The organism is Nocardia sp. NPDC005746, assembly GCF_040630785.1.
Lineage (GTDB): Bacteria > Actinomycetota > Actinomycetes > Mycobacteriales > Mycobacteriaceae > Nocardia.
The window spans coordinates 134775-158671 of sequence record NZ_JBEXYE010000009.1 but is presented as its reverse complement, the minus strand read 5'-3'; the positions used below and the strand labels follow the sequence as shown (position 1 = coordinate 158671).

Annotated in this window: 27 protein-coding genes; 17 read left to right on the top strand and 10 right to left on the bottom strand. The window is 67.9% G+C overall.

Annotated features, from left to right (window positions below):
* Window positions 1–4 precede the first annotated feature (4 nt).
* Together ABZ412_RS19055 and ABZ412_RS19050 are read left to right on the top strand one after the other, a co-directional pair.
* Entirely contained in the window at window positions 5–496 is a 492-nt protein-coding gene (locus ABZ412_RS19055; RefSeq protein ID WP_357282225.1) for an ester cyclase, read from the top strand.
* Between the two features lie 200 nt (window positions 497–696).
* On the top strand, window positions 697–933 hold the full coding sequence (locus tag ABZ412_RS19050) for a hypothetical protein (protein WP_357282224.1): 237 nt from the start codon (window positions 697–699) through the stop codon (window positions 931–933).
* A gap of 53 nt (window positions 934–986) precedes the next feature.
* Here the strand turns inward: ABZ412_RS19050 and crcB are convergent, their stop codons facing one another.
* A complete protein-coding gene (crcB, locus tag ABZ412_RS19045; RefSeq protein WP_357282223.1) occupies window positions 987–1346 on the bottom strand; it encodes a fluoride efflux transporter CrcB in 360 nt (119 codons plus the stop codon).
* A complete protein-coding gene (locus ABZ412_RS19040; RefSeq protein ID WP_357282222.1) occupies window positions 1343–1840 on the bottom strand; it encodes a CrcB family protein in 498 nt (165 codons plus the stop codon). The genes crcB and ABZ412_RS19040 overlap by 4 nt, the downstream gene beginning before the upstream one ends.
* A 243-nt stretch (window positions 1841–2083) precedes the next feature.
* Here ABZ412_RS19040 and ABZ412_RS19035 point away from each other — a divergent pair, with 243 nt between their 5' ends.
* From ABZ412_RS19035 to ABZ412_RS19010, 6 genes are all read left to right on the top strand, one after another.
* Window positions 2084–2728 (top strand): TetR/AcrR family transcriptional regulator, encoded by a 645-nt coding sequence (locus ABZ412_RS19035; RefSeq protein ID WP_357282221.1) that lies wholly within the window; start codon window positions 2084–2086, stop codon window positions 2726–2728.
* Between the two features lie 147 nt (window positions 2729–2875).
* Complete coding sequence (locus tag ABZ412_RS19030) at window positions 2876–4081, top strand: lipid-transfer protein (protein WP_357282220.1); 1206 nt, start codon at window positions 2876–2878, stop codon at window positions 4079–4081.
* A gap of 28 nt (window positions 4082–4109) precedes the next feature.
* Complete coding sequence (locus ABZ412_RS19025; RefSeq protein ID WP_357282219.1) at window positions 4110–4553, top strand: SRPBCC family protein; 444 nt, start codon at window positions 4110–4112, stop codon at window positions 4551–4553.
* Between the two features lie 14 nt (window positions 4554–4567).
* Window positions 4568–5431 (top strand): MaoC/PaaZ C-terminal domain-containing protein, encoded by an 864-nt coding sequence (locus ABZ412_RS19020; RefSeq protein WP_357282218.1) that lies wholly within the window; start codon window positions 4568–4570, stop codon window positions 5429–5431.
* A 21-nt stretch (window positions 5432–5452) separates the two neighbouring features.
* The gene (locus ABZ412_RS19015; protein ID WP_357282217.1) at window positions 5453–6331 is read left to right on the top strand and encodes an SDR family oxidoreductase; all 879 of its coding nucleotides are present in this window, start codon (window positions 5453–5455) and stop codon (window positions 6329–6331) included.
* Window positions 6332–6349: 18 nt separating this feature from the next.
* Window positions 6350–7612: an acyl-CoA dehydrogenase family protein gene (locus tag ABZ412_RS19010; RefSeq protein ID WP_357282216.1), complete on the top strand. Its 1263-nt coding sequence runs from the start codon at window positions 6350–6352 to the stop codon at window positions 7610–7612.
* Window positions 7613–7677: 65 nt separating this feature from the next.
* On the opposite strand, the gene ABZ412_RS19005 is transcribed toward ABZ412_RS19010, so the two are convergent.
* From ABZ412_RS19005 to ABZ412_RS18995, 3 genes are all read right to left on the bottom strand, one after another.
* The gene (locus ABZ412_RS19005) at window positions 7678–9057 is read right to left on the bottom strand and encodes a family 1 glycosylhydrolase (RefSeq protein WP_357282215.1); all 1380 of its coding nucleotides are present in this window, start codon (window positions 9055–9057) and stop codon (window positions 7678–7680) included.
* 183 nt (window positions 9058–9240) lie between these two features.
* Entirely contained in the window at window positions 9241–10065 is an 825-nt protein-coding gene (locus ABZ412_RS19000) for an SAM-dependent methyltransferase (RefSeq protein WP_357282214.1), read from the bottom strand.
* An 82-nt stretch (window positions 10066–10147) separates the two neighbouring features.
* Window positions 10148–11002 (bottom strand): alpha/beta hydrolase, encoded by an 855-nt coding sequence (locus tag ABZ412_RS18995; protein WP_357282213.1) that lies wholly within the window; start codon window positions 11000–11002, stop codon window positions 10148–10150.
* A 69-nt stretch (window positions 11003–11071) separates the two neighbouring features.
* On the opposite strand from ABZ412_RS18995, the gene ABZ412_RS18990 reads away from it, so the two are divergent.
* The 4 genes from ABZ412_RS18990 (at window position 11072) to ABZ412_RS18975 (ending at window position 14132) form a co-directional block, all read left to right on the top strand.
* Window positions 11072–11878 carry an exodeoxyribonuclease III gene (locus ABZ412_RS18990; protein WP_357282212.1) on the top strand — a complete coding sequence of 269 codons (807 nt, stop codon included), beginning with the start codon at window positions 11072–11074 and terminating at the stop codon, window positions 11876–11878.
* Complete coding sequence (locus ABZ412_RS18985) at window positions 11875–12375, top strand: ribonuclease domain-containing protein (RefSeq protein WP_357282211.1); 501 nt, start codon at window positions 11875–11877, stop codon at window positions 12373–12375. Before ABZ412_RS18990 ends, ABZ412_RS18985 begins: the two co-directional genes overlap by 4 nt.
* Window positions 12375–12896 carry a barstar family protein gene (locus tag ABZ412_RS18980; RefSeq protein WP_357282210.1) on the top strand — a complete coding sequence of 174 codons (522 nt, stop codon included), beginning with the start codon at window positions 12375–12377 and terminating at the stop codon, window positions 12894–12896. The genes ABZ412_RS18985 and ABZ412_RS18980 overlap by 1 nt, the downstream gene beginning before the upstream one ends.
* Before the next feature lie 111 nt (window positions 12897–13007).
* A complete protein-coding gene (locus ABZ412_RS18975; RefSeq protein WP_357282209.1) occupies window positions 13008–14132 on the top strand; it encodes a PQQ-binding-like beta-propeller repeat protein in 1125 nt (374 codons plus the stop codon).
* Here the strand turns inward: ABZ412_RS18975 and ABZ412_RS18970 are convergent, their stop codons facing one another.
* Window positions 14133–14771 (bottom strand): TetR/AcrR family transcriptional regulator, encoded by a 639-nt coding sequence (locus ABZ412_RS18970; RefSeq protein ID WP_357282208.1) that lies wholly within the window; start codon window positions 14769–14771, stop codon window positions 14133–14135.
* A gap of 114 nt (window positions 14772–14885) precedes the next feature.
* Here ABZ412_RS18970 and ABZ412_RS18965 point away from each other — a divergent pair, with 114 nt between their 5' ends.
* From ABZ412_RS18965 to yhjD, 3 genes are all read left to right on the top strand, one after another.
* Window positions 14886–15821 carry an oxygenase MpaB family protein gene (locus tag ABZ412_RS18965; RefSeq protein ID WP_357282207.1) on the top strand — a complete coding sequence of 312 codons (936 nt, stop codon included), beginning with the start codon at window positions 14886–14888 and terminating at the stop codon, window positions 15819–15821.
* Between the two features lie 179 nt (window positions 15822–16000).
* Complete coding sequence (gene trpS, locus ABZ412_RS18960) at window positions 16001–17026, top strand: tryptophan--tRNA ligase (RefSeq protein ID WP_357282206.1); 1026 nt, start codon at window positions 16001–16003, stop codon at window positions 17024–17026.
* 30 nt (window positions 17027–17056) lie between these two features.
* Window positions 17057–18088: an inner membrane protein YhjD gene (gene yhjD / locus ABZ412_RS18955; RefSeq protein ID WP_357282205.1), complete on the top strand. Its 1032-nt coding sequence runs from the start codon at window positions 17057–17059 to the stop codon at window positions 18086–18088.
* Here yhjD and ABZ412_RS18950 read toward each other — a convergent pair whose 3' ends face one another.
* The 3 genes from ABZ412_RS18950 to ABZ412_RS18940 all read right to left on the bottom strand — a co-directional run bounded on the left by ABZ412_RS18950 (window position 18089) and on the right by ABZ412_RS18940 (window position 20640).
* Window positions 18089–18544: a DUF6294 family protein gene (locus ABZ412_RS18950; protein ID WP_357282204.1), complete on the bottom strand. Its 456-nt coding sequence runs from the start codon at window positions 18542–18544 to the stop codon at window positions 18089–18091.
* Window positions 18545–18642: 98 nt separating this feature from the next.
* Entirely contained in the window at window positions 18643–19950 is a 1308-nt protein-coding gene (locus tag ABZ412_RS18945; RefSeq protein ID WP_357282203.1) for a D-alanyl-D-alanine carboxypeptidase family protein, read from the bottom strand.
* An 18-nt stretch (window positions 19951–19968) separates the two neighbouring features.
* The gene (locus tag ABZ412_RS18940) at window positions 19969–20640 is read right to left on the bottom strand and encodes an ester cyclase (protein WP_357282202.1); all 672 of its coding nucleotides are present in this window, start codon (window positions 20638–20640) and stop codon (window positions 19969–19971) included.
* 240 nt (window positions 20641–20880) lie between these two features.
* Between ABZ412_RS18940 and ABZ412_RS18935 the strand changes: the two genes are divergently transcribed.
* Both ABZ412_RS18935 and ABZ412_RS18930 read left to right on the top strand, forming a co-directional pair.
* Window positions 20881–22395: an MFS transporter gene (locus ABZ412_RS18935; RefSeq protein ID WP_357282201.1), complete on the top strand. Its 1515-nt coding sequence runs from the start codon at window positions 20881–20883 to the stop codon at window positions 22393–22395.
* Window positions 22385–23005: a TetR family transcriptional regulator gene (locus ABZ412_RS18930; protein WP_357282200.1), complete on the top strand. Its 621-nt coding sequence runs from the start codon at window positions 22385–22387 to the stop codon at window positions 23003–23005. The genes ABZ412_RS18935 and ABZ412_RS18930 overlap by 11 nt, the downstream gene beginning before the upstream one ends.
* Here ABZ412_RS18930 and ABZ412_RS18925 read toward each other — a convergent pair.
* On the bottom strand, window positions 23002–23892 hold the full coding sequence (locus ABZ412_RS18925; RefSeq protein ID WP_357282199.1) for a phenylalanine 4-monooxygenase: 891 nt from the start codon (window positions 23890–23892) through the stop codon (window positions 23002–23004). The two genes, ABZ412_RS18930 and ABZ412_RS18925, sit on opposite strands and share 4 nt — an antisense overlap.
* Window positions 23893–23897 lie beyond the last annotated feature (5 nt).

Below are 23897 nucleotides of genomic sequence, written 5' to 3'. Positions count from 1 at the left end.
GAATATGGCGCCGAATTACCAGTGGAAGACGTTTCCTGCACGAAAGGACGGGAACGATATGTCAGAGCAGAACAAGGCCACGGCCAAGCGCATATTCGATGCCTGGAACGCCAGGGATTTCGATGTCTTCGATGAAGTGATCGCGGCGGACGCCATCGATCATGATCCACAGAATCCGCACGCGGAGGTGCACGGTCCCGCGGCGCTCAGGCGGCAGGCGGAGATGTACCTCGCCGCGTTCCCCGATACGAGGATGCTGGTCAACGAGCAGTTCGCGGAAGGCGATTTCGTCCTCACCCGGTGGACGGCGTCGGGCACCAACCAGGGCCCGCTGATGGGGATGCCCGCCACCGGAAAGCCGGTCGTCATCGCGGGCATGACCGTCACCCGCCACCAGACCGACGGCAAGATCGGCGAGAGCTGGGCGAACTGGGACACGCTGGGGATGCTGCAGCAGCTCGGTGTCATTCCGGCGGCGCAGTCGACGTCGGCCTGATTCGTCCGCTGTCCGGGCGGTGTGGTGAGGCCTGCGGGCCGGACCGCACCGCCCCGATCAGGTGCGCGCCGGTCTTGCGGTGACCGGCGCGAGTGATGTTTGCTGAAACAGTGCTGGCAATCCGCTCGAGTGTCCAGTAGGGAGCGGTAGCACGCGTTTCGCCGAGCTGACATCGTTCTTCTACGAAGGGACTTCTCGTCATGCGCGCAGTCAGAACCACCGTCCTCGCCGCGAGTTTGCTAGCCGGGCTGATCGTGCCCGCTCTCGCCGTGCCCACCATCGCCTCCGCCGACGCCATCAGTTGCGGCCAGGACCTCAACGGCTGCGCCACCGCGTGCCGGGAGCGGGTCGGCAATTCCTATGTCCGCCTCACCGACTGCATCATGACCGAAGCGGGCTGGACCTGTGCCGCCTGCATGTACAACTCACAGACCTGATCGGCTCACAGACCTGATCGGCGGCGGCTCTGGCCGACCCGGCAGCGGCCGGGTCAGACCAGGGCGTGTGCCGTGGTGAAGCCCAGCAGCGCCGCGCCCAGACCGGCGACGAGGCTGACCGTCACATTGAGGGCGGCGTAGAGGTACGAGCGTTCCTCGGTGAGACGGATGGTCTCGTAGCCGAAGGTGCTGTAAGTGGTGAGCGCGCCACAGAAGCCGGTGCCGAGCAGCGCGAAGGTGGGGGAGGAGGCGGCCGCGCCGGTGAGCGCGCCCAGGATCAGGCAGCCCGCCAGATTGACGGTGAGAGTGCCCCACGGGAACACGCTGTCGTGGCGGGTCTGGATGGCGCGGTCGGTGAGGTAGCGCACGGGTGCGCCGACCATCGCGCCGAGGACCACGAGCAGTCCGGTCATGCCGCCGCCTTCCGATAGCCGCCCGCCGCGCGGGTCAGCCGCACCGCGAGCAGGGTGGCCAGGAGCGCACAGCTCAGCGTGGCGGCCAGATAGATGAATGCCGTTGCGACAGTGCCGGGTTCGAGCAGTGCGCGGGTCTCGTTGGCGTAGGTGGAGAACGTGGTGAACCCGCCGAGGATGCCGACGCCGAGGAACGGCCGCGCCAGCGGGTGGGGCGTGCGCAGCTCGGTGACGATCACCATGAGCACGCCGATCAGGAAGCAGCCCAGCACATTCGTGGCGAAGGTGGCCCACGGGAATCCGTGCGCGGGAGTCGGCCAGATCTGGGCGAGGCCGTAGCGGGCGAGCGCGCCGATGGCGCCGCCGGCCGAGATGACAGTCAGGATCGCGCCCTGTGAACGCAGCAGTTCCTGTCGCTGTTCGGGTTGACGCAGATCGATGTCGGGGTCGATGGGTTCGGCCGCCTGGGTGGTCGGGTCCAGCTCTCGGGTCACACGGGTCTCCTACTCCAGCGCACACGTTCAGCGTGTCTTCGTGGGTAGGGACTGTTGGCGGCGGTGTCGCCGCGGTTGTTCCGGTGTCCGGAGCGGCGAGCCCCACCGCCGCATCGCTCAGGGTAACCAGATCGGGCCGTCGCACGGAACCGAAGTGAATGACATCACGGCGTCCGCGCCGTCCGGCGGCCGACGAACCGAGCGCGAACATACACGAGTGTATGTAAGTGTAAGATTTCCGGCATGACCAGCTCCGCCGTCTCGAAGCCGCGCCGCACCCAGGAACAACGCAGCACCGAGACCCGGACCCGATTGCTGGACGCCACCATCGAGTGCCTGGTCGAGTACGGATACGCCGGAACCACCACCCCACGGGTGGCCGAGCGCGCGGGCGTGACCCGTGGCGCGCAGGTGCATCACTTCGGTTCCAAGAGCGAGCTGGTGGTGGCGGCGATCAGTCATCTCGCCCAGCGGCGCACCGAGGCGGCCATGAAGGAGATCGGGCGGGTCCGCAGCACCGACGATCCGATCGCCGCGACCCTCGAGGCCATGTGGGAGCTGCATCAGGGCCCGCTGTTCATCGCGGCCATCGAATTGTGGGTGGCCAGCCGCACCGATCGGGTGCTCGCGGTGGAGATGGAGAAGGTCGAGCCGTTCGTCAACAACGCGGTGCTGATGGCGGTGGCCCAGCTGGTGCCGAACGAGCTGGACCGCAAGAACGTTCGCGACTTCGCCTACACCGCCATGGACACGCTGCGTGGAATCCTGGTCACCAACTTCATCTCTCCCGATCCGGAGCGGGCGCACCGGCGCTGGCTGCGGGCCTCGGCGCAGCTGCGGCTGGCGGCCGCGGCGCTCATGCCGGACTTCCATCTCGGCGACCGATAACCGCCACCCTTACCGACGCCGCTGTATGTGCGGCCGTATCGATCTGACCTTCTGATCTTGCCGTCCCGCTGTGGATTCGCCGCACCCTCTTGCGGCTTTACATACAGCTTTGTATGTTTGTTTTCGTTCCCCTATGTGAGGAGTTCGATGACGAAAAAGGTCTACGTCGTCGGCGTCGGCATGACGAAGTTCGAAAAGCCGGGGCGGCGCAAGAACGAGGACGACAGCGCCTGGGACTACCCGGACATGGCCCGGGAGTCCGGCACCAAGGCGCTCGCGGACGCGGGGATCGATTACCGGGAGGTCGAGCAGGCCTACGTCGGTTACGTCTTCGGGGAGTCCACCTCCGGCCAGCGCGCCGTCTACGAGCTGGGCATGACCGGAATCCCGGTCGTCAATGTCAACAACAACTGCTCCACCGGCTCGACCGCGCTCTACCTCGCGGCGCAGGCGATTCGGGGCGGCCTGGCCGACTGCACCCTGGCCCTGGGCTTCGAGAAGATGCAGCCCGGCTCGCTGGGTTCGGTGTGGGACGACCGCGAACAGCCCATGGCGCGCCACATCATGGCGCTGGCGGAGATCTCCGAGGTGCTGTTCCCGGTGGCCCCGTGGATGTTCGGCGCGGCCGGACGCGAGCACATGGCCAAGTACGGCACCACCGCCGAGCACTTCGCCAAGATCGGCTACAAGAACCACAAGCACTCGGTGAACAACCCGTATTCGCAGTTCCAGGACGAGTATTCGCTCGACGACATTCTGGGCTCGCGGATGATCTACGACCCGCTCACCAAACTCCAGTGCTCACCGACCTCCGACGGCTCGGGTGCGGTCATCCTCGCGAGCGAGGACTTCGTGGACCGCCACGACCTGTCGCGGCAGGCGGTGGAGATCGTCGGCCAGGCCATGACCACCGACTTCGGCTCCACCTTCGACGGCAGCGCCAAGAACCTCATCGGCTACGACATGAATGTTCGGGCGGCCGAGAAGGTCTACGCGCAAGCCGGTCTCGGCCCCGAGGACTTCCAGGTCATCGAACTGCACGACTGCTTCTCCGCCAACGAGCTGCTGCTCTACGAGGCGCTGGGGCTGGCCAAGGAGGGCGAGGCCGGTCATCTCATCGACTCCGGCGCGACCACCTACGGCGGCAAGTGGGTGGTGAACCCGTCCGGCGGCCTGATCTCCAAGGGGCACCCGCTGGGCGCGACCGGTCTGGCGCAGTGCAGCGAGCTCACCTGGCAGCTGCGCGGCACCGCCGACAAGCGGCAGGTCGACAACGTGACCGCCGCCCTGCAGCACAACATCGGACTCGGCGGCGCGGCCGTCGTCACCGCCTACCAGCGCGCCGAGCGCTGACCTTCGACTCGACGAGGAGCGAAAAGCCATGGGACACATCGAAGCCGGCAAGAACCTCAACGCGACCCCCGATGCCCTGTGGGCGGTGGTCTCGGACCCGCAGACCTGGGACAGGTGGTTCTCCATCCACGAGCGCTGGATGGAGGAGCCCCCGGCCGTACTGGCCCCGGGTGCGAAGCTGACCGCCAAGATCCTCATGCTCGGCATGGCCAACAAGATCGAGTGGGTGGTGGAGAGCGTCGAGACCCCGAACAAGCTGGTGCTCAGCGGCACCGGCATGGCGGGCGTGAAGGTGCAGTTCTCCTTCGACATCGCCCCCGAGGGCAGCGGCAGCAAGTTCTCGGTCGCCGGCGATTTCGAGGGCGCGCTGATCAAGGGCGCGCTGGGCAAGGCGGTCGAGAAGGACGGCCTGACCCAGTTGGACAAGACCCTCACCGCACTCGACGCGTTGGCCACAGCGGCAAGCCGGTGAGAGGGCGAGGCGAAATGACTTCGACGACAGTCGAATTCGACGAGTCCGGCCTGAACACCTGGTCGGACGAGGAGTCCTTCGAGGTCACCCGGGAGCGGATCGCCGATTACGCGGCCGCCACCAACGATCCCATCGCCGCGCACCTGAAAGGCGATGTGGCCCCGCCGGTCTTCGCCATCGTCCCGGTGTTCGACGCCATGATGGCGCCGGTCATCGACGTGGCGCCGATGAACATCTTCGGGCGGGTGGTGCACGGGGAGCAGGACTTCCACTTCCACCGCCCGATCCGGCCCGGTGATCACCTGGTCGCCCGGGCCCGCGCCATCGGTTTCGAGGGCAAGGACAACGGGTCCACCATCACCATTCACATCGAAACCCGTTCCGGCGACGGAGAACTGGTCAACGAGCAGTATCTGACCGCGTTCTTCCGGAATGTCGACGCGGGCCGGCAGGTCGGCGCGGCCGCTCCGGCGCACCGTTTCGATGCCGCGCTGGCGGAGCGGCCGCCGCTGGCGACGGTCGCGGCGCACGTGGACGCGGACCAGACCTACCGCTACGCACCGGCTTCGGGTGATCCGGTGCCGTTGCACCTGGATGACCAGGTGGCCAAGGACGCCGGTCTGCCCGGCATCATCGCGCACGGCCTGTGCACGATGGCGATGTCGTCGTGGGGCGTGCTGTCGCGGGTGGCGGGTTCGGATGTGGCGAGGCTGCGCCGGTACGCGGTGCGGTTCTCCAAGATGGTCTTCCCGAACGACGACCTGGAGACGCAGATCTGGAAGGTCGGTTCCGCCGACGGCATCACCACTTACGCCTTTCGCACCGTGCGCGGCGACGACACCGTTCTGAGCGACGGACTCGCCGAGATCGCCGACTGATCGAGAACTGAGGAGACATTCATGGGTGCACTCGAGGGACGGGTTGCCATCATCACCGGCGCCGGGCGCGGTATCGGCCGTGAGCACGCGCTGTTGTTCGCCCGGGAGGGCGCGGCGGTCGTGGTGAACGACCTCGGCGGCAGCAATGCCGGTGAGGGGTCCGACGCCGGTCCGGCGCAGCAGGTGGCCGAGGAGATCATCGCCGCAGGGGGGCGCGCGATCGCCAACACCGACAGCGTGGCCGACTGGCAGGGCGCGAAGAACCTGGTGGATCAGGCGGTGTCGGAGTTCGGGCGGCTCGATGTCGTGGTGAACAACGCGGGCATCCTGCGTGACGCCTTCGTCGCGGGGATGGAGGAGTCGCAGTGGGATTCGGTGCTGGCCGTGCACCTCAAGGGGCACGCGGCGGTGCTGCGGCACGCGGCCGGGTACTGGAAGGAACAGTCCAAGGCGGGTAATCAGCCCGCGGCCGCGGTCATCAATACCGCGTCGGCGTCGGGGACCACGATTCCCAATGCGGGACAGGCGAACTACGGGGCGGCCAAGGCGGGGATCGCCGCGCTCACCCTGGTGGCGGCCGACGAGCTGGCCCGCTACGGCGTGCGCGTGAACGCCATCGCGCCGATCGCCCGGACCCGGCTCACCCTGGCCACCCCCGGCATGGGCGAGATGATGGCGGCGCAGCAGGCGGGCCTGGAGGAGGGCGAGTTCGACGCCTTCAGCCCGGCCAATATCTCCCCGCTGGTGGCGTATCTGGCCACCGAGAAGTGCCCGATCACCGGCAAGGTGTTCGCGGTGCAGGGCGGCGCCATCTCGGAGCTGGCGGGCTGGCACGACGTGAAGACCATCGAGACCGAGGGCCCGTGGGCCATCGACGATATCGCCGGGCGACTGCCGTAATCAGGAAGGCGGACAACGATGTTCGAATGGTCCGAGACCGATGAGCTGATCCGCGACGCGGTGCGCGGCTTCATCACCAAGGAGGTGCGGCCGCACCTCGACGCCCTCGACAGCGGCGAGATGCTGCCGTACCCGATCATCCGGAAGCTGTTCGGCGAGTTCGGGATCGACGCCCTCGGCGAGGAGGCGATCACCAGACTGCTGGCGCGGCAGCGCAAGCGGGAGGAAGCCCGCGCGGCGGGGGAGCCGCTGCCGGAGAAGAAGGAGCGCTCCGGCGACGGCAGCCCCTTCTCCGGGCAGGAGTCGATGATGGCGGTGCTGGTCAGCGAGCTGTCCGGGGTGTGCATGGGTCTGGTGAGCGCCATGGGCGTGAGCATCGGCCTGGGCGCGACCACCATCCTCACGCGCGGCACCCTCGCGCAGAAGGAACGCTGGCTGCCCGATCTGGTGACCATGAAGAAGATCGCGGCGTGGGCGATCACCGAACCCGACTCGGGCTCGGACGCGTTCGGCGGCATGAAGACCTACGTGAAACGCGACGGTGAGGACTACATCCTCAACGGCCAGAAGACCTTCATCACCAACGGCCCCTACGCCGACACCGTGGTCGTCTACGCCAAGCTCGACGAGGGCGACGGCGCCGACAAACGGGATCGGAAGGTGCTGACTTTCGTGCTGGACAAGGGCATGGAGGGCTTCACTCAGGGCAAGCCGTTCAAGAAGATGGGCCTGCACGCCTCACCCACCGGCGAATTGTTCTTCGACAATGTCCGGTTGGGCCGGGACCGGCTGCTCGGCGAGACCGAGGAGCACGAGGGCGGCGACGGCCGCGAGAGCGCGCGCTCCAGTTTCACCGCCGAGCGGATCGGCGTGGCGTTCATGGCGCTGGGCATCGTCAACGAATGCCACCGGCTCTGTGTGGATTACGCGAAGACCCGCAAGCTGTGGGGTCAGGAGATCGGCCGTTTCCAGCTGGTCCAGCTCAAGCTGGCCAAGATGGAGGTGGCGCGGATCAATGTGCAGAACATGGTCTTCATGGCCCTGGAACGCAACCGCGCCGGCAAACCCCCGAGCCTGGCCGAGGCCTCGGCCATGAAGCTGTACTGCGCGGAGGTCGCCACCGACGTGGCCATGGACGCGGTCCAACTGTTCGGCGGCAACGGCTACATGGCCGAATACCACGTCGAACAACTGGCCCGGGACGCCAAGTCCCTGATGATCTACGCCGGCTCCAACGAGATCCAGGTGACCCACGTCGCCAAGGGCCTGCTCGGCCGCTGATCCGGGTGCGGACGAGAGCGGTCCGCCCGGCGCGTGCCGGGCGGACCGCTCTGTGTGGCAAGGGTTTACGGTACGGAGACGGGCCGCAGGCAGTCGCCGAACGGGATGGCGACCGAGCAGAAGGCGGGTTTACGGGTGGGGCGGTAATCGGAGACGACGCCGCCTCGTGCCGTGATGTCCTTGAATGCCGCCACGGCGTCGGTGGGGCGTCGGGTCAGGGACGGGTCGGTCTTGGCGTCGACGGTGTAGAGGCCGAATCGCGGTGAGAAGCTGCCCCATTCGTAGTTGTCGGTGAGGCTCCAGTAGTTGTAGCCGATGACGTTCATGCCGTCGGCCTTGGCGCGCTGCAGCCAGTAGACGGTGTCGCGCAGGTGGTCGGCGCGGTCGTAGCCGTCGAAGCGCGGGGCGGCGTTCTCGGTGGGCAGGCCGTTCTCCACCACGTAGATCGGCAGGCCCGGGAACTTCTCGGTGTAGTTGCGCAGGTTGTAGTAGATGCCCTCGGGTTCGATGGCGTTCTTCCACAGTTCGTCGCCGAGCAGTGCGGGGCTGGGCAGGTTCGTCAGGGACGCGCCGTAATAGAAGTCGACGCCGATGTAGTCCATCTTGCCCTTGATGCGATCGGCGAACATCATGTCGGTCAGGTCCTGCACGATCGGGTACTGCGCGATATTGCTGGTGACCTTCGCGCCGGGCTGGCGCGCGTGGATGTAGTCGTAGATCGAGTTGTGCGCCTGGACCATGCGGTCGAACATGGGCAGCGCGTCGAGCACCCCGATGTCACCGATCTTGATCGACTGCGCGACGTAGCCCATCGGTTCGTTGATGGTGACCCACATCGGGTCGTAGCTCGCGTACCGGTCGACGACCCGGCGCATATTGGCGAGCCAGTCCGACACGATGTCCTGTTTCTTCCAGCCGCCGCGATCGGCTTCCCAGCCGGGGATGACCCAGTGGTCGAGGGTCAGCATGGGGCGCATGCCCGCCGCGCGGATCTTCTGCAGAACCGTGTCGTAGAACTGGAAGTCGCGCTCGTCCCACACGCCCGCCTTCGGCTGCACGCGCGCCCATTCGATGCTGAGCCGGAAGACCTTCAGACCCATACCGGCGGCGAGGTCGATGTCCTCGGCGTACCGGTCGTAGAAGTCGACCGAGTTCAGGTAGGGGTCGTGCGCCTTCCCGGAGGTGGCGTACCGGCTCCAATTGCTGTCGGGCGCACGGCCTTCGGACTGGAACCCGGACATGGCGACGCCCCACATGAAGTCGGAGCCGAAGGGGTTCACCGTGGTCGGCGCGCCCGAACTGCCGGTGCCCGACCCGCTGGCGCTACCCGATCCCGAACCGCTGGAGCTACCCGAGCCCGCGCTGCCCGAGCCGGCGCTACCGGTTCCGGCGACGTCCGCGGGTGCGGAGGCCGCCACGGCGGACCCGCCCGCCACAATGGCCACGGCCGACAGAATCGAACACAGGACGCGCGTAGGTCTCATCGCGGCGGAATCTCCAGAACTGGTGCGGGCGCGGCGTGACGCCGCTGGGGTGGCCGCCCAGACTCTACTGGTCAATCGTCCAGAATGGGACCCTTTCGACTGGAACTCATTTCAGATCGGGTTTCCCGAAGGAATCGGGCGGGGTCAGGGCTTGCGAGCCAGGGCGGCGGAGATCAGCTGCTCCCAGACGCTCAGGTCGTGGTGGTCGCCGCCGATGCGGGACACACCTTCGGCGGTGGGTTCGGGGCGCCACAGGGGGCAGGGGACCAGACCGGGTTCGAGGATCTCGAGATTGCCGAAGAGGGCGAGGATCTCCTCGTCGGAGCGCCAGCGGCCGCGGCCGAAACTGGCCTGCAACTTCTGCTCGGCGAGGCGGGTCTCCTCGTTGAAGCCGGAACGGAAGTGGGAGATGTAGAGCATGCTGCCGGACGGGATCTGGTCGGCCCAGTAGCGGACGATCTGGTCGGGCTTCTCGTCATTGTTGAGGTGGTGCAGGATCGCGCTGAAGATCACCGCCACCGGACGGTCGAAGTCGATGAGCCGCTCCACTTCCGAGTGGTGGCGGATCTCCTCGGAGTCGCGCAGGTCCGCGTGCAGCACGGTGGTGTACTCGTCGGTCTCCAGCAGGGCGCGGCCGTGCGCCAGCACGATCGGGTCGTTGTCGACGTAGACCACGTGCGGATCGGTCTGGTGCCGCTGCGCCACCTGGTGCACATTGTCGGCGGTGGGCAGCCCACTGCCGATATCGATGAACTGGGTGATGCCCGCGCGGGAGATCTCGCCGATCGCGCGCACCAGGCAATTGCGATTGGCGTAGGCGATATCCACCGACCCCGGCAGATCCTTGATGAAGAAGTCCCCGATCTCCCGATCGGCGGCGTAATTGTCCTTGCCGCCCAATAGGTAGTCGTACACCCGGGCGATGCTGGGCTTGGACTGATCGATCTGCGGTTGTTCCATCTTCCTCATACCCCAATCGGAGGGACGCCTCGGTCGGAGTAATCCTATGGAAGAGAACGCCTTCCAGCGTGGGTTCGCGGCAACGTCCGATTCAGACGGCCCGCAGGCGGGTGCGGCTGGCGTAGACGTGTTCGGCGATGAGGGTCGCGATGCGGTCCGGGGCCTCCAACATCGGGACGTGTCCGACATCGTGGACCAGGATGCGGTCCGTGGATTCGGGGAGTTCCTCGAGAAAACGCTTCGCGTACACCCGATTCGGGATGATCCGGTCGTTCTCGCACAGCAGCAGCCGCACCGGCGTGCTCAGCGTGGACAGGTGCTCGAGGGCGGGGAAACGCAAGCCGCTCACCAGCATCGGCAGCAGGGCCTGGCAGTGCAGGGCCGAGGTGATGGCCGCCTCCAGCCCGGATCGTGAGGCCGCCTCGGTGTTCTTGGTGAGCAGCATGGCCACCGCCTGCCGGGTGAGCCCGCTGTAGGTGATCGCGTCGGGCAGATGCTTGCCGATCTCGACCAGCGGCACCAGCGCCGCGAACTTCAATCCCGCCCGCAGTTGCAGCAGCGAGGGGGATTGCCAGCCGCCAGCGGGCGCGATCGCCGTGAGGGTGCGGGCCCGGCCGCGGCGGGCGAGTTCGAAGCCGACCCAGCCGCCGAGCGAATTGCCCGCGATATGGCAGGTGCGCCAGCCCATCTCGTCGAGCTGGTCCTCGACCTTGTCGGCAAGGGCACTGATATCGATGAACCAGCCATCGAGCTCGGGCCCGCCCCAGTGTCCGGTGAATGCGGGAGCGAACACTTCGCAATGGCCGGCCATGCGTTGCGCTACCTGCTCCCAGCAATGTGGGGACATCATGAATCCGTGCAGGAGGAGCAGTGGTTCACCGGAGCCGGTGTGAATGGCCCGAACGGGCGCGCGCGGGGTGGAGGGCTTGGCGGTGCCTGACGTCATCGTCGTCACCCCTTCCTGGACCTCGATGTCCGTGAAGAGAGTCGGTAATGCGCATTGTACGGTCGTGAAGTGGCGAAAATCATCAGTACGTGCAACGTGAACGGAGTGCGTGCCGCCTCGGGCAAGGGACTGCTCGAGTGGCTGGCCGCTACCGAGGCCGATATCGTCTGCCTGCAGGAGACGCGGGCAACCGATGAGCAAACGCGTGGCGCACTAGCGCCCGCGCTGGACGCCGGATGGTTCCTCAGCCATGCCGAACCCGGTCTGAAGGGCCGCGCGGGCGTGGCCATCCTGTCCCGGCACCAGCCGGACGCGGTGCGGATCGGGGTCGGCCTGCTCGCCGACGGAACCTGGTCACCCGTCGAGGAATTCGCCACCCTGGGCCGCTATATCGAGGCCGATTTCGAGGACCTCACCATCGCCAGCGTCTACGTCCACACCGGCGAGGCCAGCACCCCGATGCAGGACGAGAAGTACCGCTTCCTCGACGCCATCGGCGCGCGCATGCTGGCCCACCCCGGCGAATTCGTGATCATGGGCGACTGGAACGTGGCGCACACCGAACTCGATATCAAGAATTGGAAGGGCAACGTCAAGAACGCGGGCTTCCTGCCGCAGGAACGCGCGTGGGTGTCGTCCATGCTGTCCGCCGGATACGCCGACGTGGTGCGAGACCTGCACCCGGGCGTGCCGGGACCGTACAGCTGGCACTCCTACCGCGGCCGCGCGTTCGACAACGACGCCGGGTGGCGCATCGACTACCAGCTGGCCCGCGGTGAGATCGCCGCGCGCGCCAAGCAGGCCGTCGTGGAACGCGCCGCCACCTATGCCGAGCGCTGGTCCGACCACGCGCCGGTGACGGTGCAGTACCGATGAAGAAGCTGTCGAAGAAGTCGAGCGCCTGGCTGACACTGGGCGTCGCGATCCTGCTGTTGCTCGTGGCCTTCATCGCCAATCGCGCCAACAACGATCATCCGCGGGACACGGGCAGCGCCAAGCCCGTCGCCACCTCGACGGTTCGGACCACCGCCAAGCCGGGCGGCGCGACCCCGGCTCCGGCCGACCAGGCCGCGCCGCCGTCCAAGGTCGCGGGCGTGCCCGACCGCGCCTACGCGACCCTGGTGGAGATCGACGCCGGACGCTGGCCGGATTCGGCCGATTCGCCCGGCACCAAAGGCGGTGACACCTGGCAGAACCGCGACGGCAGCCTGGCCCGCAGGGACGCCGCCGGGAAGGCCATCACCTATCAGGAATGGGATGTGAATCCCAAGCAGCGCGGCCAGACCCGCGATGCCGAACGCATCATCACCGGCAGCGACGGTTCGGCCTATTACACGGGGGACCACTACAAGACATTCACGAGGATGCGCTGATGACCGAGCCCACGCCGTTATCGCAGTTCCTCTCCGCCCCCGCCGCCGCCGAGATCTCCGATACCGCCGCGCGCACGGCCGCCCCCGTTCCCGTCCTGGGCGTGCTGCCCGTCGGCGCGGCCGAGTTCTCCGGCGTCCGCTACCGGATGCCGGACGGCTACCTGTGCCGGGAACTGCGCGGCCGCAAGATGCGCACGGTCACCGAGGTCTTCGACGAGTTCGCCGCGGCCTTCCAGTTCCCGTACTACTTCGGGGAGAACAAGGACGCCTTCGACGAATGCCTGCGCGACATCGACGACTTCGTCGGCGCCGCACCGGGATACGTGGTGGTCATCCGCAACGCGGCCCTCATGCTCGACCGGCAGCCCGGCGAACGCGACTGGTTCGCCGAGGCCATGACCGACTGCGCCGCCATCTGGGCCGCCCGCGGCATCCCGTTCCGCGTCGTCCTCCAGGACGCCACCCCGCCCGGGCTCCCGGTGATCCCCCTGTCCCTGGATCCGGAAACCTCCGCTTCCTGACTCCCGCCCGCCCAGCCCCGTCACTTCGAAGAGGCCGGGCGGTTTCGTATTCGGGCGGGGCCGGTTGGACCTATAGTCGCTGACAGTGTGTCGAGCGAGTAGGGAATCGGTGTGATCGAGCGTCGGAATGTGTTGCGGGGCGGGGTGATTCTGGCGACCGCGGGGGTGCTGGCCGCGTGCGGGACGCCGCGGCGGGAGCGCGCGACCGCGGCGTCGGGCAGCGTGGCCTGGGAATACAAGGCTGACAGCGCGGTCAAGGGGGTGCGGTACGGGGCCGGGACGGTCGTGGCCGAATCCGACTCGACGCTGACGGGGATCGATGCCAAGGCCGGGCGGGAATTGTGGCGGCTGCCGATCACGACGCCCGGCATCGGGCAGCGATCCTGCCTGTGGAACGGCGCGCTGGTCGCGCCCGGCGCCGAACCCGACGCAGCCGGTGACCGGGTGGTGGCCGTGGATCTGGCGTCCGGGCAACGGAAATGGGTCTTCGACGCGCCCGACGGCGTGACGGTCGCCGGCGTGTACGGGGTTCGGGACCAGGTGCTATACCTCATCGCGGCCGACCACGGTGGTCAGGGGCGGGAAGCGTGGGCCGTGGACATGGCGAGCAAGACGGTCCGCTGGCGGGTGCCCTGCGAGAGTGACGGACTGACCGTGCCCGAGAGCGGTTCGCTGCTGTACAACCAGAAACCGGGCAGCGGCGGCGATATCGTCGCGCTCGACCGGGAGACCGGTGAGACGGCCTGGTCGCGGGCGGGCGACAGCGCTGTCTCGGCGAGCACCATCGCTTCCGGCCTGGTCAAGGGCGCGGTGCTGGCCAGCGACGGCGCGCACACCGTGTCCGGCCTCGACCCGAAAACCGGTGCGGCGTTGTGGACCACACCCACCCTGCCCTACGCGGCCGGCACGGTCTTCGGCTCCGGCGACGCCTACTTCCTGTGCGACGGTTCGAAACTGCACGCCATGAGCCCCGGCGGCGACATCTCCCCGCTCTGGAGCCTCACCGTCTCCGACAAGGGCGACGCCGTGGACGCGGCCGGTTACGGCTCCGCGGGGTCGTTCTACCTGCTGGCCGCCCGCACCCTGCGCGCGATCGACGCCCGCACCAGCAAAATCCGCTGGATGCAGACGATTCCGGACAAGTCGGGCCAGGAGGTCCACTTCGCCGTCGGCGACACCCACTGCTACGTGGAATCCACCGCCGATCCCGCGACGGTCACCGCCATCGCGCGCTGATCAGCGGCGCAGTCCGCGGGCCAGGTCCTCGCCGAGCAGGACGAAGATGTCGGTGGTGGCGTCGACGAGGTCTTCGCGGGTCATGGGGAGATCGCCCTGGAGCCAGGCGGAGAGGGTGTGGACCAGGCCGCCGACCAGGTAGTTCGCGCGGAAGCCGATCAGGGCGTCGGGTTCGGCCTCGGCGATGCCGTAGAAGTCGATGCCCTCGGCGGCCACCAGATTCGCGAACGCCTTGATGGTGTGGGTTGTGCGGGTGCGCAATTCGGGGGTGGCGGTGCTGACGACCAAGGCCACCCGGGCCTTGCGGGGGTCGTCGGTGAGGACGCCGATGCCGGCGCTGATGGCGGCGTGCGCCTTGGCGCGGGTGTCGTCGGGGGCGGCGTGCAGGCCCGCGATCAGGGCGGCGGCCAGTTCCTCGGCGATGGTGTCGAACAGGGCCGACAGCACGGCGTCGCGGCCGTCGAAGTTCTCGTAGTAGTAGCGCTCGTTGAGGCCCGCGCCGGTGCACAGCGCGGAGACGGTGAGTTTGTCGAGGCCCTGGGTGCCGAGGATGTCGAGAGCCGCGCCGATCAGGGCAGCGCGGCGCTGGGTGCGCCGTTCGTCGGCGGAGACGCCGCCGTAGGTCCGTTGCCCGGTCACGAACCGATTCTGGCACGGGAGCGATTCTGGTAGAAGGTCTTGCCAGAATCCGTGATCTGGGGGACTCTGTTTCCAGATGTGGTGGCGGCCATCACACCGGACCGGGAGGCAACGATGCCTGCACAGAGTGGCTACTTCTCCGACGACTCGATGATCCGGCGGGTCATGCGCAAACGCGCGGTCGGAGTCACCTACGGCCAGCGGGCGCTGGTCATCGGCGCGGTACATCCACTGCTCTACGTCGGGACCGCCGAGAACACCCAGCACCGGACCACCCCGTACACCCGCCTGGCCCTCACCGGCCGCCTGTTCGAGGCCGTCTCCCTGGGCACCCGCGAAGAAGCCGACCGCGCACGGGAATTCACCCGCAAGCGCCACGCCCCCGTCGAGGGCGCGCTGCCCGAGTCCGCGGGCACGGCCAACCCGGCGGGCACCCGCTATTCCGCCCACGACCCGCACCTGATGTTCATGACCATGGCCTTCACCTTCGACTCCGCCGAGGTCATGCACGATCTGCTGGTCCGCCGCCTCACCCCGACCGAGCGCGAGGGCCTCTACCAGGACTACGTGCGCTGGGGCGAACTGTTCGGCATGCCGCGCACCGCCGCGCCCTACACCTACCGCGAATTCCGCGACTACTTCGACGGCTACCTGGCCTCCGACGAACCCCACCTCACCGGCGAGGCCAAACTGGTCGGCTCCTACCTGATGGGCCAGCGCGTCCCCCACCCCCTCCCGATGCCCGCCCAGCAGGCCCTCTCCGGCTTCTCCCTCCTGGTCCAGGGCAGCCTCCCCAAGCGCATCCGCGACATGTACGACCTGTCCTGGGGTCTGCGCGAGGAGGTCGCCTTCCGTGGCCTGGCCCGCGCGGTCCGCACCGCCCACATCTCCCCGCCCCTGGTCGGCAACCCGCTCAACGCCCCCATGACCGGCCCCAGCTACCCGCTGTACAAGCTGGTCACCCGCCGTGAACAGCGCCTGATCGGCTCCGGCCGGGCCAGTATGCCGGGGGTGGATCCGCGCTCGTATTCGGACCGAATCGGCGCTTGACCAGCTGATTCTGCCGAACAGCAGTGGTTCGCGGCGTCCCGATTCTTGACGGCGCTCCGGCCTCCCCGCGCTTGGAGCGGAAGCGGGAGCGAAGCGGAGGAGCGGAGGAGGGAAGAATCGGGACCAGTGGCCGCGAACCCGCCCCGGAGCGCAGCGGAGGGGCAAATTAAGCTCGGCGTATGTCGAGTCCTGAGCCGACCGCTGAGCGTAAGCAGCGGGTACTGTCCGGAATCCAGCCCACCAGCGATTCCTTCCACCTCGGCAACTACCTTGGCGCGCTGCAGTATTGGGTGCGGCTGCAGGACGATTTCGACGCCTTCTATTTCATCCCCGACCTGCACGCCATCACCGTGCCGCAGGATCCCAAGGAGCTGCGCAAGCGGACCAAGGTGTCGGCGGCGCAGCTGCTGGCTCTGGGCGTCGACCCCAAGAAGTCGACGCTGTTCGTGCAGTCGCAGGTGCCCGAGCACGCCGAGCTGACCTGGGTGCTGAACTGCATCACCGGCTTCGGCGAGGCGAGCCGGATGACCCAGTTCAAGGACAAGTCGGTCAAGCAGGGCGCGGACAACGCCACGGTCGGCCTGTTCACCTACCCGGTGCTGATGGCCGCCGACATCCTGCTCTACCGGCCCCAGTTGGTTCCTGTCGGTGAGGATCAGCGCCAGCACCTGGAGCTGACCCGAAACCTGGCGCAGCGCTTCAACACTCGCTACAAGAAGACCTTCGTGGTGCCCGAGGCGCACATCGTGACCGGCACCGCCAAGATCTACGACCTGCAGGACCCGACCTCGAAGATGAGCAAGTCGGCGGCCTCGGACTCGGGTCTGCTGAGCCTGCTCGACGACCCGAAGGTCTCGGCCAAGAAGATCCGCTCCGCAGTCACCGACACCGAACGCGAGATCCGCTACGACCCGGAGACCAAAGCGGGCGTGAGCAATCTGCTGGTCATCCTGAGCTCGCTGACCGACACTCCGATCGTCACGCTCGAACAGGACTACGCCGGCAAGGGTTACGGTGACCTGAAATCGGATACCGCCGACGCGCTCATCGAGTTCGTGACACCGCTGCGCGCGAAGGTGCAAGAATACATGTCTGACCAGGGTGAACTCGATCGTGTCCTCGCCGCCGGAGCCGAGCGGGCACGGGAGGTCGCCGGGCGGACTCTCGCGCAGGTGTACGACCGGGTGGGGTTCCTCGCCCGCTGACCCGGCCGCCGCGCGTCCAGGTGTGCGGAGGTGGCGGTGTTCGGGAATCTCGTCGAGAACGTCGAGACGTGGATAAGGACGCAGATCCGGCGACGGCCCTGGCTCGACCATATGGTCCGGGCCGGCGGCCGGTATCAGCGGCAGCGCGGCGACTACTACGCCGCCGGCATCACCTATTTCACGGTGCTGTCGCTGTTCCCGCTACTCATGGTGGGATTCGCGGTGGCGGGCTTCGTGCTGTCACGGAATCCGCAGTGGCTCACCGACATCCAGGACAAGATCGTCGAGAACATTCCGGGCGCCGCGGGCAGCTCCATCAACGATCTGATCCACCAGGCCGTGAATTCGCGGGCCGGCGTGGGCACCATCGGTCTGCTGGCCGGCGCGTACGCCGGGCTCGGCTGGATCGCCAACCTGCGGGCCGCGCTCACCGAGCAGTGGGATCAGCCCAGTAAGAAGCGGAACTGGTTCGTATCCAAGGCGTCCGACCTGCTGGCGCTGATCGGGCTGTTCCTGGCCATCCTCGTCTCGCTGGGCCTGTCCGTGCTGGCGTCGAGCGGGCTGATCAGGAGCCTGCTGGATCGCCTGCACATCCATCAGACGGCTTGGATGACCGCGCTGCTCACGCTGGTGTCGCTACTGCTCGCGGTGTTCGCCAACTGGGCGGTCTTCGCGTGGATGATCGCGCGGCTGCCGCTGCACCCGGTCACCTTCCGCAGCGCGGCCCGCGCGGCCCTGATGGCCGCGGTGGTGTTCGAGGCGTTCAAACAGCTGGCCACGATCATCCTGCGATCGGTGGTGAACGGCCCGGCGGGCGTGGTGTTCGGTCCGATCATCGGGCTCATGGTGTTCAGTTACTTCACCGCGCGGATCATCCTGTTCGCCACCGCCTGGGCGGCCACCGCCTCGGACAACGAAGTGGCCGAGGACATTCCGGCGCCCGCTCCGGCGGTCATCCGGCCGCGGATGACGGCGGCGGGCTTCCCGGCGGGAGCGGGTGCGGCGGTGTTCGGAGCGGGAGCGTTTGCGGGAGTGCTGCTTTCGATGCTGCGCCGCCGCTGACTAGCAGTGGCTGCGCAGGTTCATCTTCGCGACCAGCGGGTAGAGGTTCTTGTTGAACGAGCCGTCGGCGAACCAGCGGTACTTCTTGTGCTTGTCGGGCAGGTTCTGGGAGAACTTCGCCTGGTCGTTGTAGTCGTAGTAGTGCACATTGTGCAGCGTGGTGAGCACCGCGCCATTGCTGTCGCGCAGCTCCGCCCACATCAGCCAGGCGTCGTCGTTGCTCGACGAGGTGACGGTGCCGTCGAACCAGGCGTGCCCGTCGGAGTCGATGGTCCACTTGGCGCCGCCGAACAGGGTGCAGTCGCCGCTGTGCAGGTCGTGGTCCCAGGAGTACCACTTCTGGGCGGCCGCGGACGCGGGTCCGGCGGAGGTGGTGGCGCCGAAGACGCCGAGGGCGAGCACCGCGGCGGCCAGCGGGGCCAGGCGGCGCAGGCGGGAGCTGCGGGTGGTTGTCATGGTGGGGTCCCCTCCAGAGTCGTGACCGGGATTCCGGCGTGTGACCACCGTGCGAGGACGCACCAATGGGGAACCAATGACGGACCAACGACCGCCGATCAGCGGCGGCGGCTCAGCCTCCGCGCCGCCAGCAGCAGCGCCACGACCAGGAAGACGCCGCCGACGATGAGCACGGTGCGCAGATCCTGGTGGTCACCCGAGCCGGTGTCCGACTCCGGGGCGGCCTCCGACTGCGGCGCGGGCGGACTGGCCAGTGCCACCGAGGGATTCGCCGCGGCGGACCCGTCGGGCATGGTGCCGATACTCGACCCGGCCGGGAGCGCGTAGGCCCAGTCGAGCAGTTTGGCCGCCTGCTCCCACGGCCGGAACGGCCGCACGTCCGCTTTGAGCAGGCTCACCACATAGCGGCGGCCATTGCGTTCGGCGGCCGCCACGAAGGTCTGCCGGGCGTCGTCGGTGTAGCCGGTCTTGCCGCCGATCGCGCCGTCGTACTCGAAGAGCAGATGGTTGTCGTTGGCGATGGGGAAGCCGGGATGATCCTTGTCGCCGGGGATCTTCGGGTCGGCGGGGAAGCCGGGGAAGTCCACCTGCTCGGTGTGGATCAGCTCCGCGAACAGCGGCAGCGTCATGGAATGCCGGAACAGCATGGCCAGGTCGTAGGCCGAGGTGCTCATGCCCGGCCCGTCCAGCCCGGACGGGCTGGCGGCGCGAGTGTCGAACGCCTGCAACCGTTTCGCCATCGCGTTCATCTTCGCGACGGTGGCGTCGTCGCCACCCAGCTGGGTCGAGATGGCATGCGCCGCATCGTTTCCCGACGCCATGATGAGCGCCTGGAACAGCTGCTTGTTGGTGTACTTGCCGCCCGGGCCGATGCCGACCCGGGTGCCGTCGGCGTTCGCGTCGTCCTGGGTGCCGGTCACCACGGTGTCCAGGTCCAGGGCCGGGATCGCCACCGCCGCCAGCAGCACCTTGATGGTGGAGGCGGGGCGATACCGGCCGTGTGGATCCTTGGCCGCGAGGACCGCGCCGGAGTCCAGGTCCGCCACCTCCCACGCCGTCGCCGAAATCCCTTCCGGCAGCGGCGCGGCCCCCGCCGGCAGGATCACCCCGCACCCGCCCAGCCGCTTGCCCCCGATGGGCGGGTCCGGGATCGGCAGGGCCGCCGGAGCCTGCTGCCCGGGTTCGGGCACCTCGGAGGAGTCGATGGGGGACGGCGGTGTGGTCTTGTTCGGGCAGGTATCGGTGTTGGGGGTGGTGAACGGCGTCGTGGTGGACGGCGCGGTGGTCGACGGCTCGGCCCCCGCGGTTCCCGGTAGCACCGGCCCGAAGGCGGTGCCCGAGAACGCGGTGAGGCCCGTCGCGAGCGTCGCGGCGGCGAGAAGGCGCGAATACCTGCGGTTACTCATCGCGCCCGACTTTATCGCCTAGTTGGCGGAGTGGTTGACAGGGCAGCCGTGGGCGAGCGGGCCGAGCAGCTTGTTGTTGTCGTAGAAATGCTCGAGCTCGACGATGCGCAGGTCCTCGGAGACCTTGGCGATGGTCACGCCGGTCATCTCGATGAGCTCGCCGGTGGGCTGGTGGCCCTTGTACTCGCCCTCGTAGCGACCCCAGTGGCGCCACTTGAAGGTGACGGTCGGCGGGCCGGACAGCACCTCGAGGACCTCCCAGAAGAAGCCGCCGGGGAACGCGGTGTGGAAGATCTTGTGCGAGGACTCGAAGTCCTCACCGGCGACGTCGTAGAAGGGGTTCTCGCCGATCAGGATGTTGTAGGACCCGATGCGCGCGAATTCCTCGGCGTCCTGCCACTGGCCGCCGTTGACGCGGCCACGGTAGTGCTCGGCCACCAGGGAGACCCACTTGGCGGGGTCCTTCTTGTGCGAGACCTCCATCTCGAAGACCTTCACGAGCTCTTCGACGATGTGCTCCAACGAATCCGGCGCGTGCTGGGTGCTCCGCTCGACCGGAATGACTTCCTTGCTGAGGTGGTAGTCGGGCGCGCCCTCACGCCAGTCCTCCGGCGCGGCCGCGGCGATCACGGCGTCGCGGCCCTGCAGGTGCAGGGGGGTCTCGACGGATTCTGTTGCTTGGTCGGTCATTTCGTGCCTCACGTGTCCAGACCCTTTGTGGGGTCGTCGATCTCGAAAACGGACCGCATGACGGTAACAGCAGGAAGATGCCGTGTCGCGACGAGCATTTGAGACATCTGTACCAAAGGGCGGAATGGTGACACACCCCATTGCAGCCCCTCTGAACCCATGACATGACAAGAATTGACAGTCTCTCCAAAATGAGAGACTCTCTCATTAACGAGAAGCAATCAAATGATTGGAACTGTCATGAAAGCTGAGGGAATGCGCCGCTGGCTGGCGCTGGGAGCCCTGGCCATCTCCATGCTGACCATCGGGCTCGATGTCACCGTCCTCACCGTCGCCCTGCCCACCCTGGCGACCGACCTGCACGCCGACACCTCCGCGCTGCAGTGGTTCAGCAGCGCGTACACCCTGGCCCTGGCCGCCTTCATGCTCCCGGCGGGCGCCCTCGGCGACCGGTTCGGCCGCAAGAAGTTCCTGCTCGGCGCGCTGGTGTTGTTCGGAGTGGCCTCCGTCGCCTGCGCCTTCGCCGCCACCTCCGGCCAGCTCATCGCCGGGCGTGTGGTGCTCGGGCTGGCGGCAGCGGTCACGATGCCGCTGTCCATGGCTGTGTTGCCCACGCTGTTCCCGGAACCGGGGGAGCGACAGCGGGCTCTCACCATCTGGATCACCTCCACCGCCGTCGGCCTGCCGCTGGGCCCGATCGTCGGCGGCTGGCTGCTGCAGCACTACTGGTGGGGTTCGGCGTTCCTGCTCAATGTGCCGCTGGTGATCGTCGGCGCGCTCGCCGTCGCCCTGCTGGTGCCGGAATCCAGCAGCGGCAGCCGATTCCGCATCGACCTGCCCGGCGCACTGCTGTCGGCGGCCGGAATGCTCGGTGTCACATACGGTTTCATCCGCTGCGGTCAGGAGGGCTGGGGCGATGCCGTGGCCTGGACCGCCATCGCCGCGGGCGCCGCGCTGGGCGGGGCGTTCGTGCTGTGGCAGCGCCGTACCGCGCACCCGCTGGTCGACCTGGGCCTGTTCGCCGAGCCCGGATTCCGGTGGGGCACCGTGTTCATGATCCTGGTCAACTTCGCCATGTTCGGGCTCTTCTTCACCATGCCGCAGTACTTCCAGGCGGTACTGGGCGCGGACACCTTCGGCAGCGGCCTGCGCCTGCTACCGCTCATCGGCGGCCTGGCCGTCGGGTCCCGGCTGGTGGACCGGCTGCTGCCCAAGGTGGGCGTGCGGGCGGTGCTGGTCGCCGGATTCGGGCTGCTCGCAGCCGGTCTCGGGCTGGCGGCGCTGATCACCGTGGACAGCGGGTACGGGTTCGCGGCCATCGGGCTGGTGTTGCTGGGCGTGGGCATGGGCTTCGTGATGCCCGCCGCCATGGGCGCGGCGACCGACGACCTGACCCCCGAGCGCGCCGGGTCCGGCTCGGCGCTGTTGCAAGCCCTCCGGCAGGCGGGCGGCACCATCGGCGTCGCCATCCTCGGCACGGTGCTGTCCACCCAATACCGTTCGGGGCTGGGCGAATTCGATCGGGAGCCGATCTCGGACGGGGTGAACGCCGGGGTCGGCGTGGCCCGCAAGCTCGGCGACCCGGCGCTGCTGGCCCAGGTGCAGAGCGCGTTCGTCGACGGCATGAGCGCGATGCTGTGGGTGTGCACCGCCATCTGCGCGGCCGCCGCGGTGCTGGCCGCCGTGGTGATCCGCCGCAAGGATCCGGTCGTGCTCGCCGATATCGATGCGGGACAATCGGTCCATGTCGGCTGAGACTGCCTCCGCGACGCCCCCGGCCCCGGCGAAAGCCGCGGCCGGGGGCGGCCTGCGTGAACGGAAGAAGGAACGCACCCGCCGGACCATTCGCACCGAGGCGTTCCGGCTCTTCCGGGAGCAGGGCTACACCGAGACCACGGTCGAGCAGATCGCGGCAGCCGCCGACATCTCGCCGAGCACTTTCTTCCGCTACTTCCCGTCCAAGGAGCAGGTCGCGCTCGCCGACGACCTGGACCCGCTGATGATCGCGGCCATCGAGTCCCAGCCCCGCGACATCACCCTGCTGGCCGCCTTCAAACAGGCCACCCTGGACGCCTTCGCCGCGCTCACCCCCGAGGAGTACGCGTTCGAGAAGGAGCGCATCGAACTGCTCTACTCGGTGCCGGAGCTGCGCGGCGCGGTCACCCAGGAGATCCAGCGCAACCTGGTGATGGTCACCGAGATCGCGGCCCGCTGGACCGGCCGCGCCGCCGACGACTTCGAGGTGATGGCCTTCGCCGGCGCGCTCACCGGGGCCATGATGGCGTTCATCGACCAGTATCCGTTCTCGCCGGATCAGATCGTGCGGGTCATCGACTTCCTCGACGGGGGACTCACCTCGCTCTAGACGGGTTCGACGCCCACCAGTCGCGCCACCGTGTCGTCGGTCATGGTCTCGAAGAACCCGCCCACCACGTCCTCGATCTCGGTGACCGACTCGGCGCAGTACAGCACCGGCTGATAGTGCGTGATGTCGTAGACGATGGTGCCCATGGCGTGGATGTCCAGCGGCCGCAGGTCGGCGTCGCGGAACTCCTCGATCTCCCCGTACGAGGAGAGCAAACCCGCACCGTAGCAACGCACGTCGCCGTGTTCGCGCAGCACCCCGAACTCGAGCGAGAACCAGAACACATCGGCCAGGAACTTCAGCGCCCGCTCGGTCTCCAGCCGGGCCACCGCCGCGCCGACCGTCTCGTAGAGGGCCGCGAAGCGCGGGCTGGCCAATTGGTTGGCGTGGCCGATGATTTCGTGGATGGCGTCCGGCTCGGGCGTGTACAGCGGCGCCGAGTGGTGGCGAATGTACTGGGTGGAGTGGAAGGTGCGGTCCGCGAAGGAGCCGAAGAACTGCCGCAGCGGCACCAGCCCGGCGGCGGGCGCGTACCGGAATCCGGTGAGCGGCACCAGTTTCGCGGACACCTCGTCCAGTTGTGGAATGTGATCCGCCGGCAGCCCCAGCCGCTCGGCCGCGTCGATGACCTCCGCACACGCGTACTTCGCCCGCTTGCGGGCCAGCTCGGCGGACACGATCCGCCACACTTCCTGCTCCTCGGCGGTGTACTCGACGTGCGGCACCGGATCGCCCGGCCGGTACTCCAGGGCCATGGCCGCGATGGCATTGCGGCGGGTCCGGTACGCCGGATCGTGCACGCCCGGATGCTCGTCGCTCAAGTGCACAGTCACATCGCCGTCGGCCCCCTTGGTGACCGGCGAGTACAGCTGCGCCTCGGTGAACATACTTC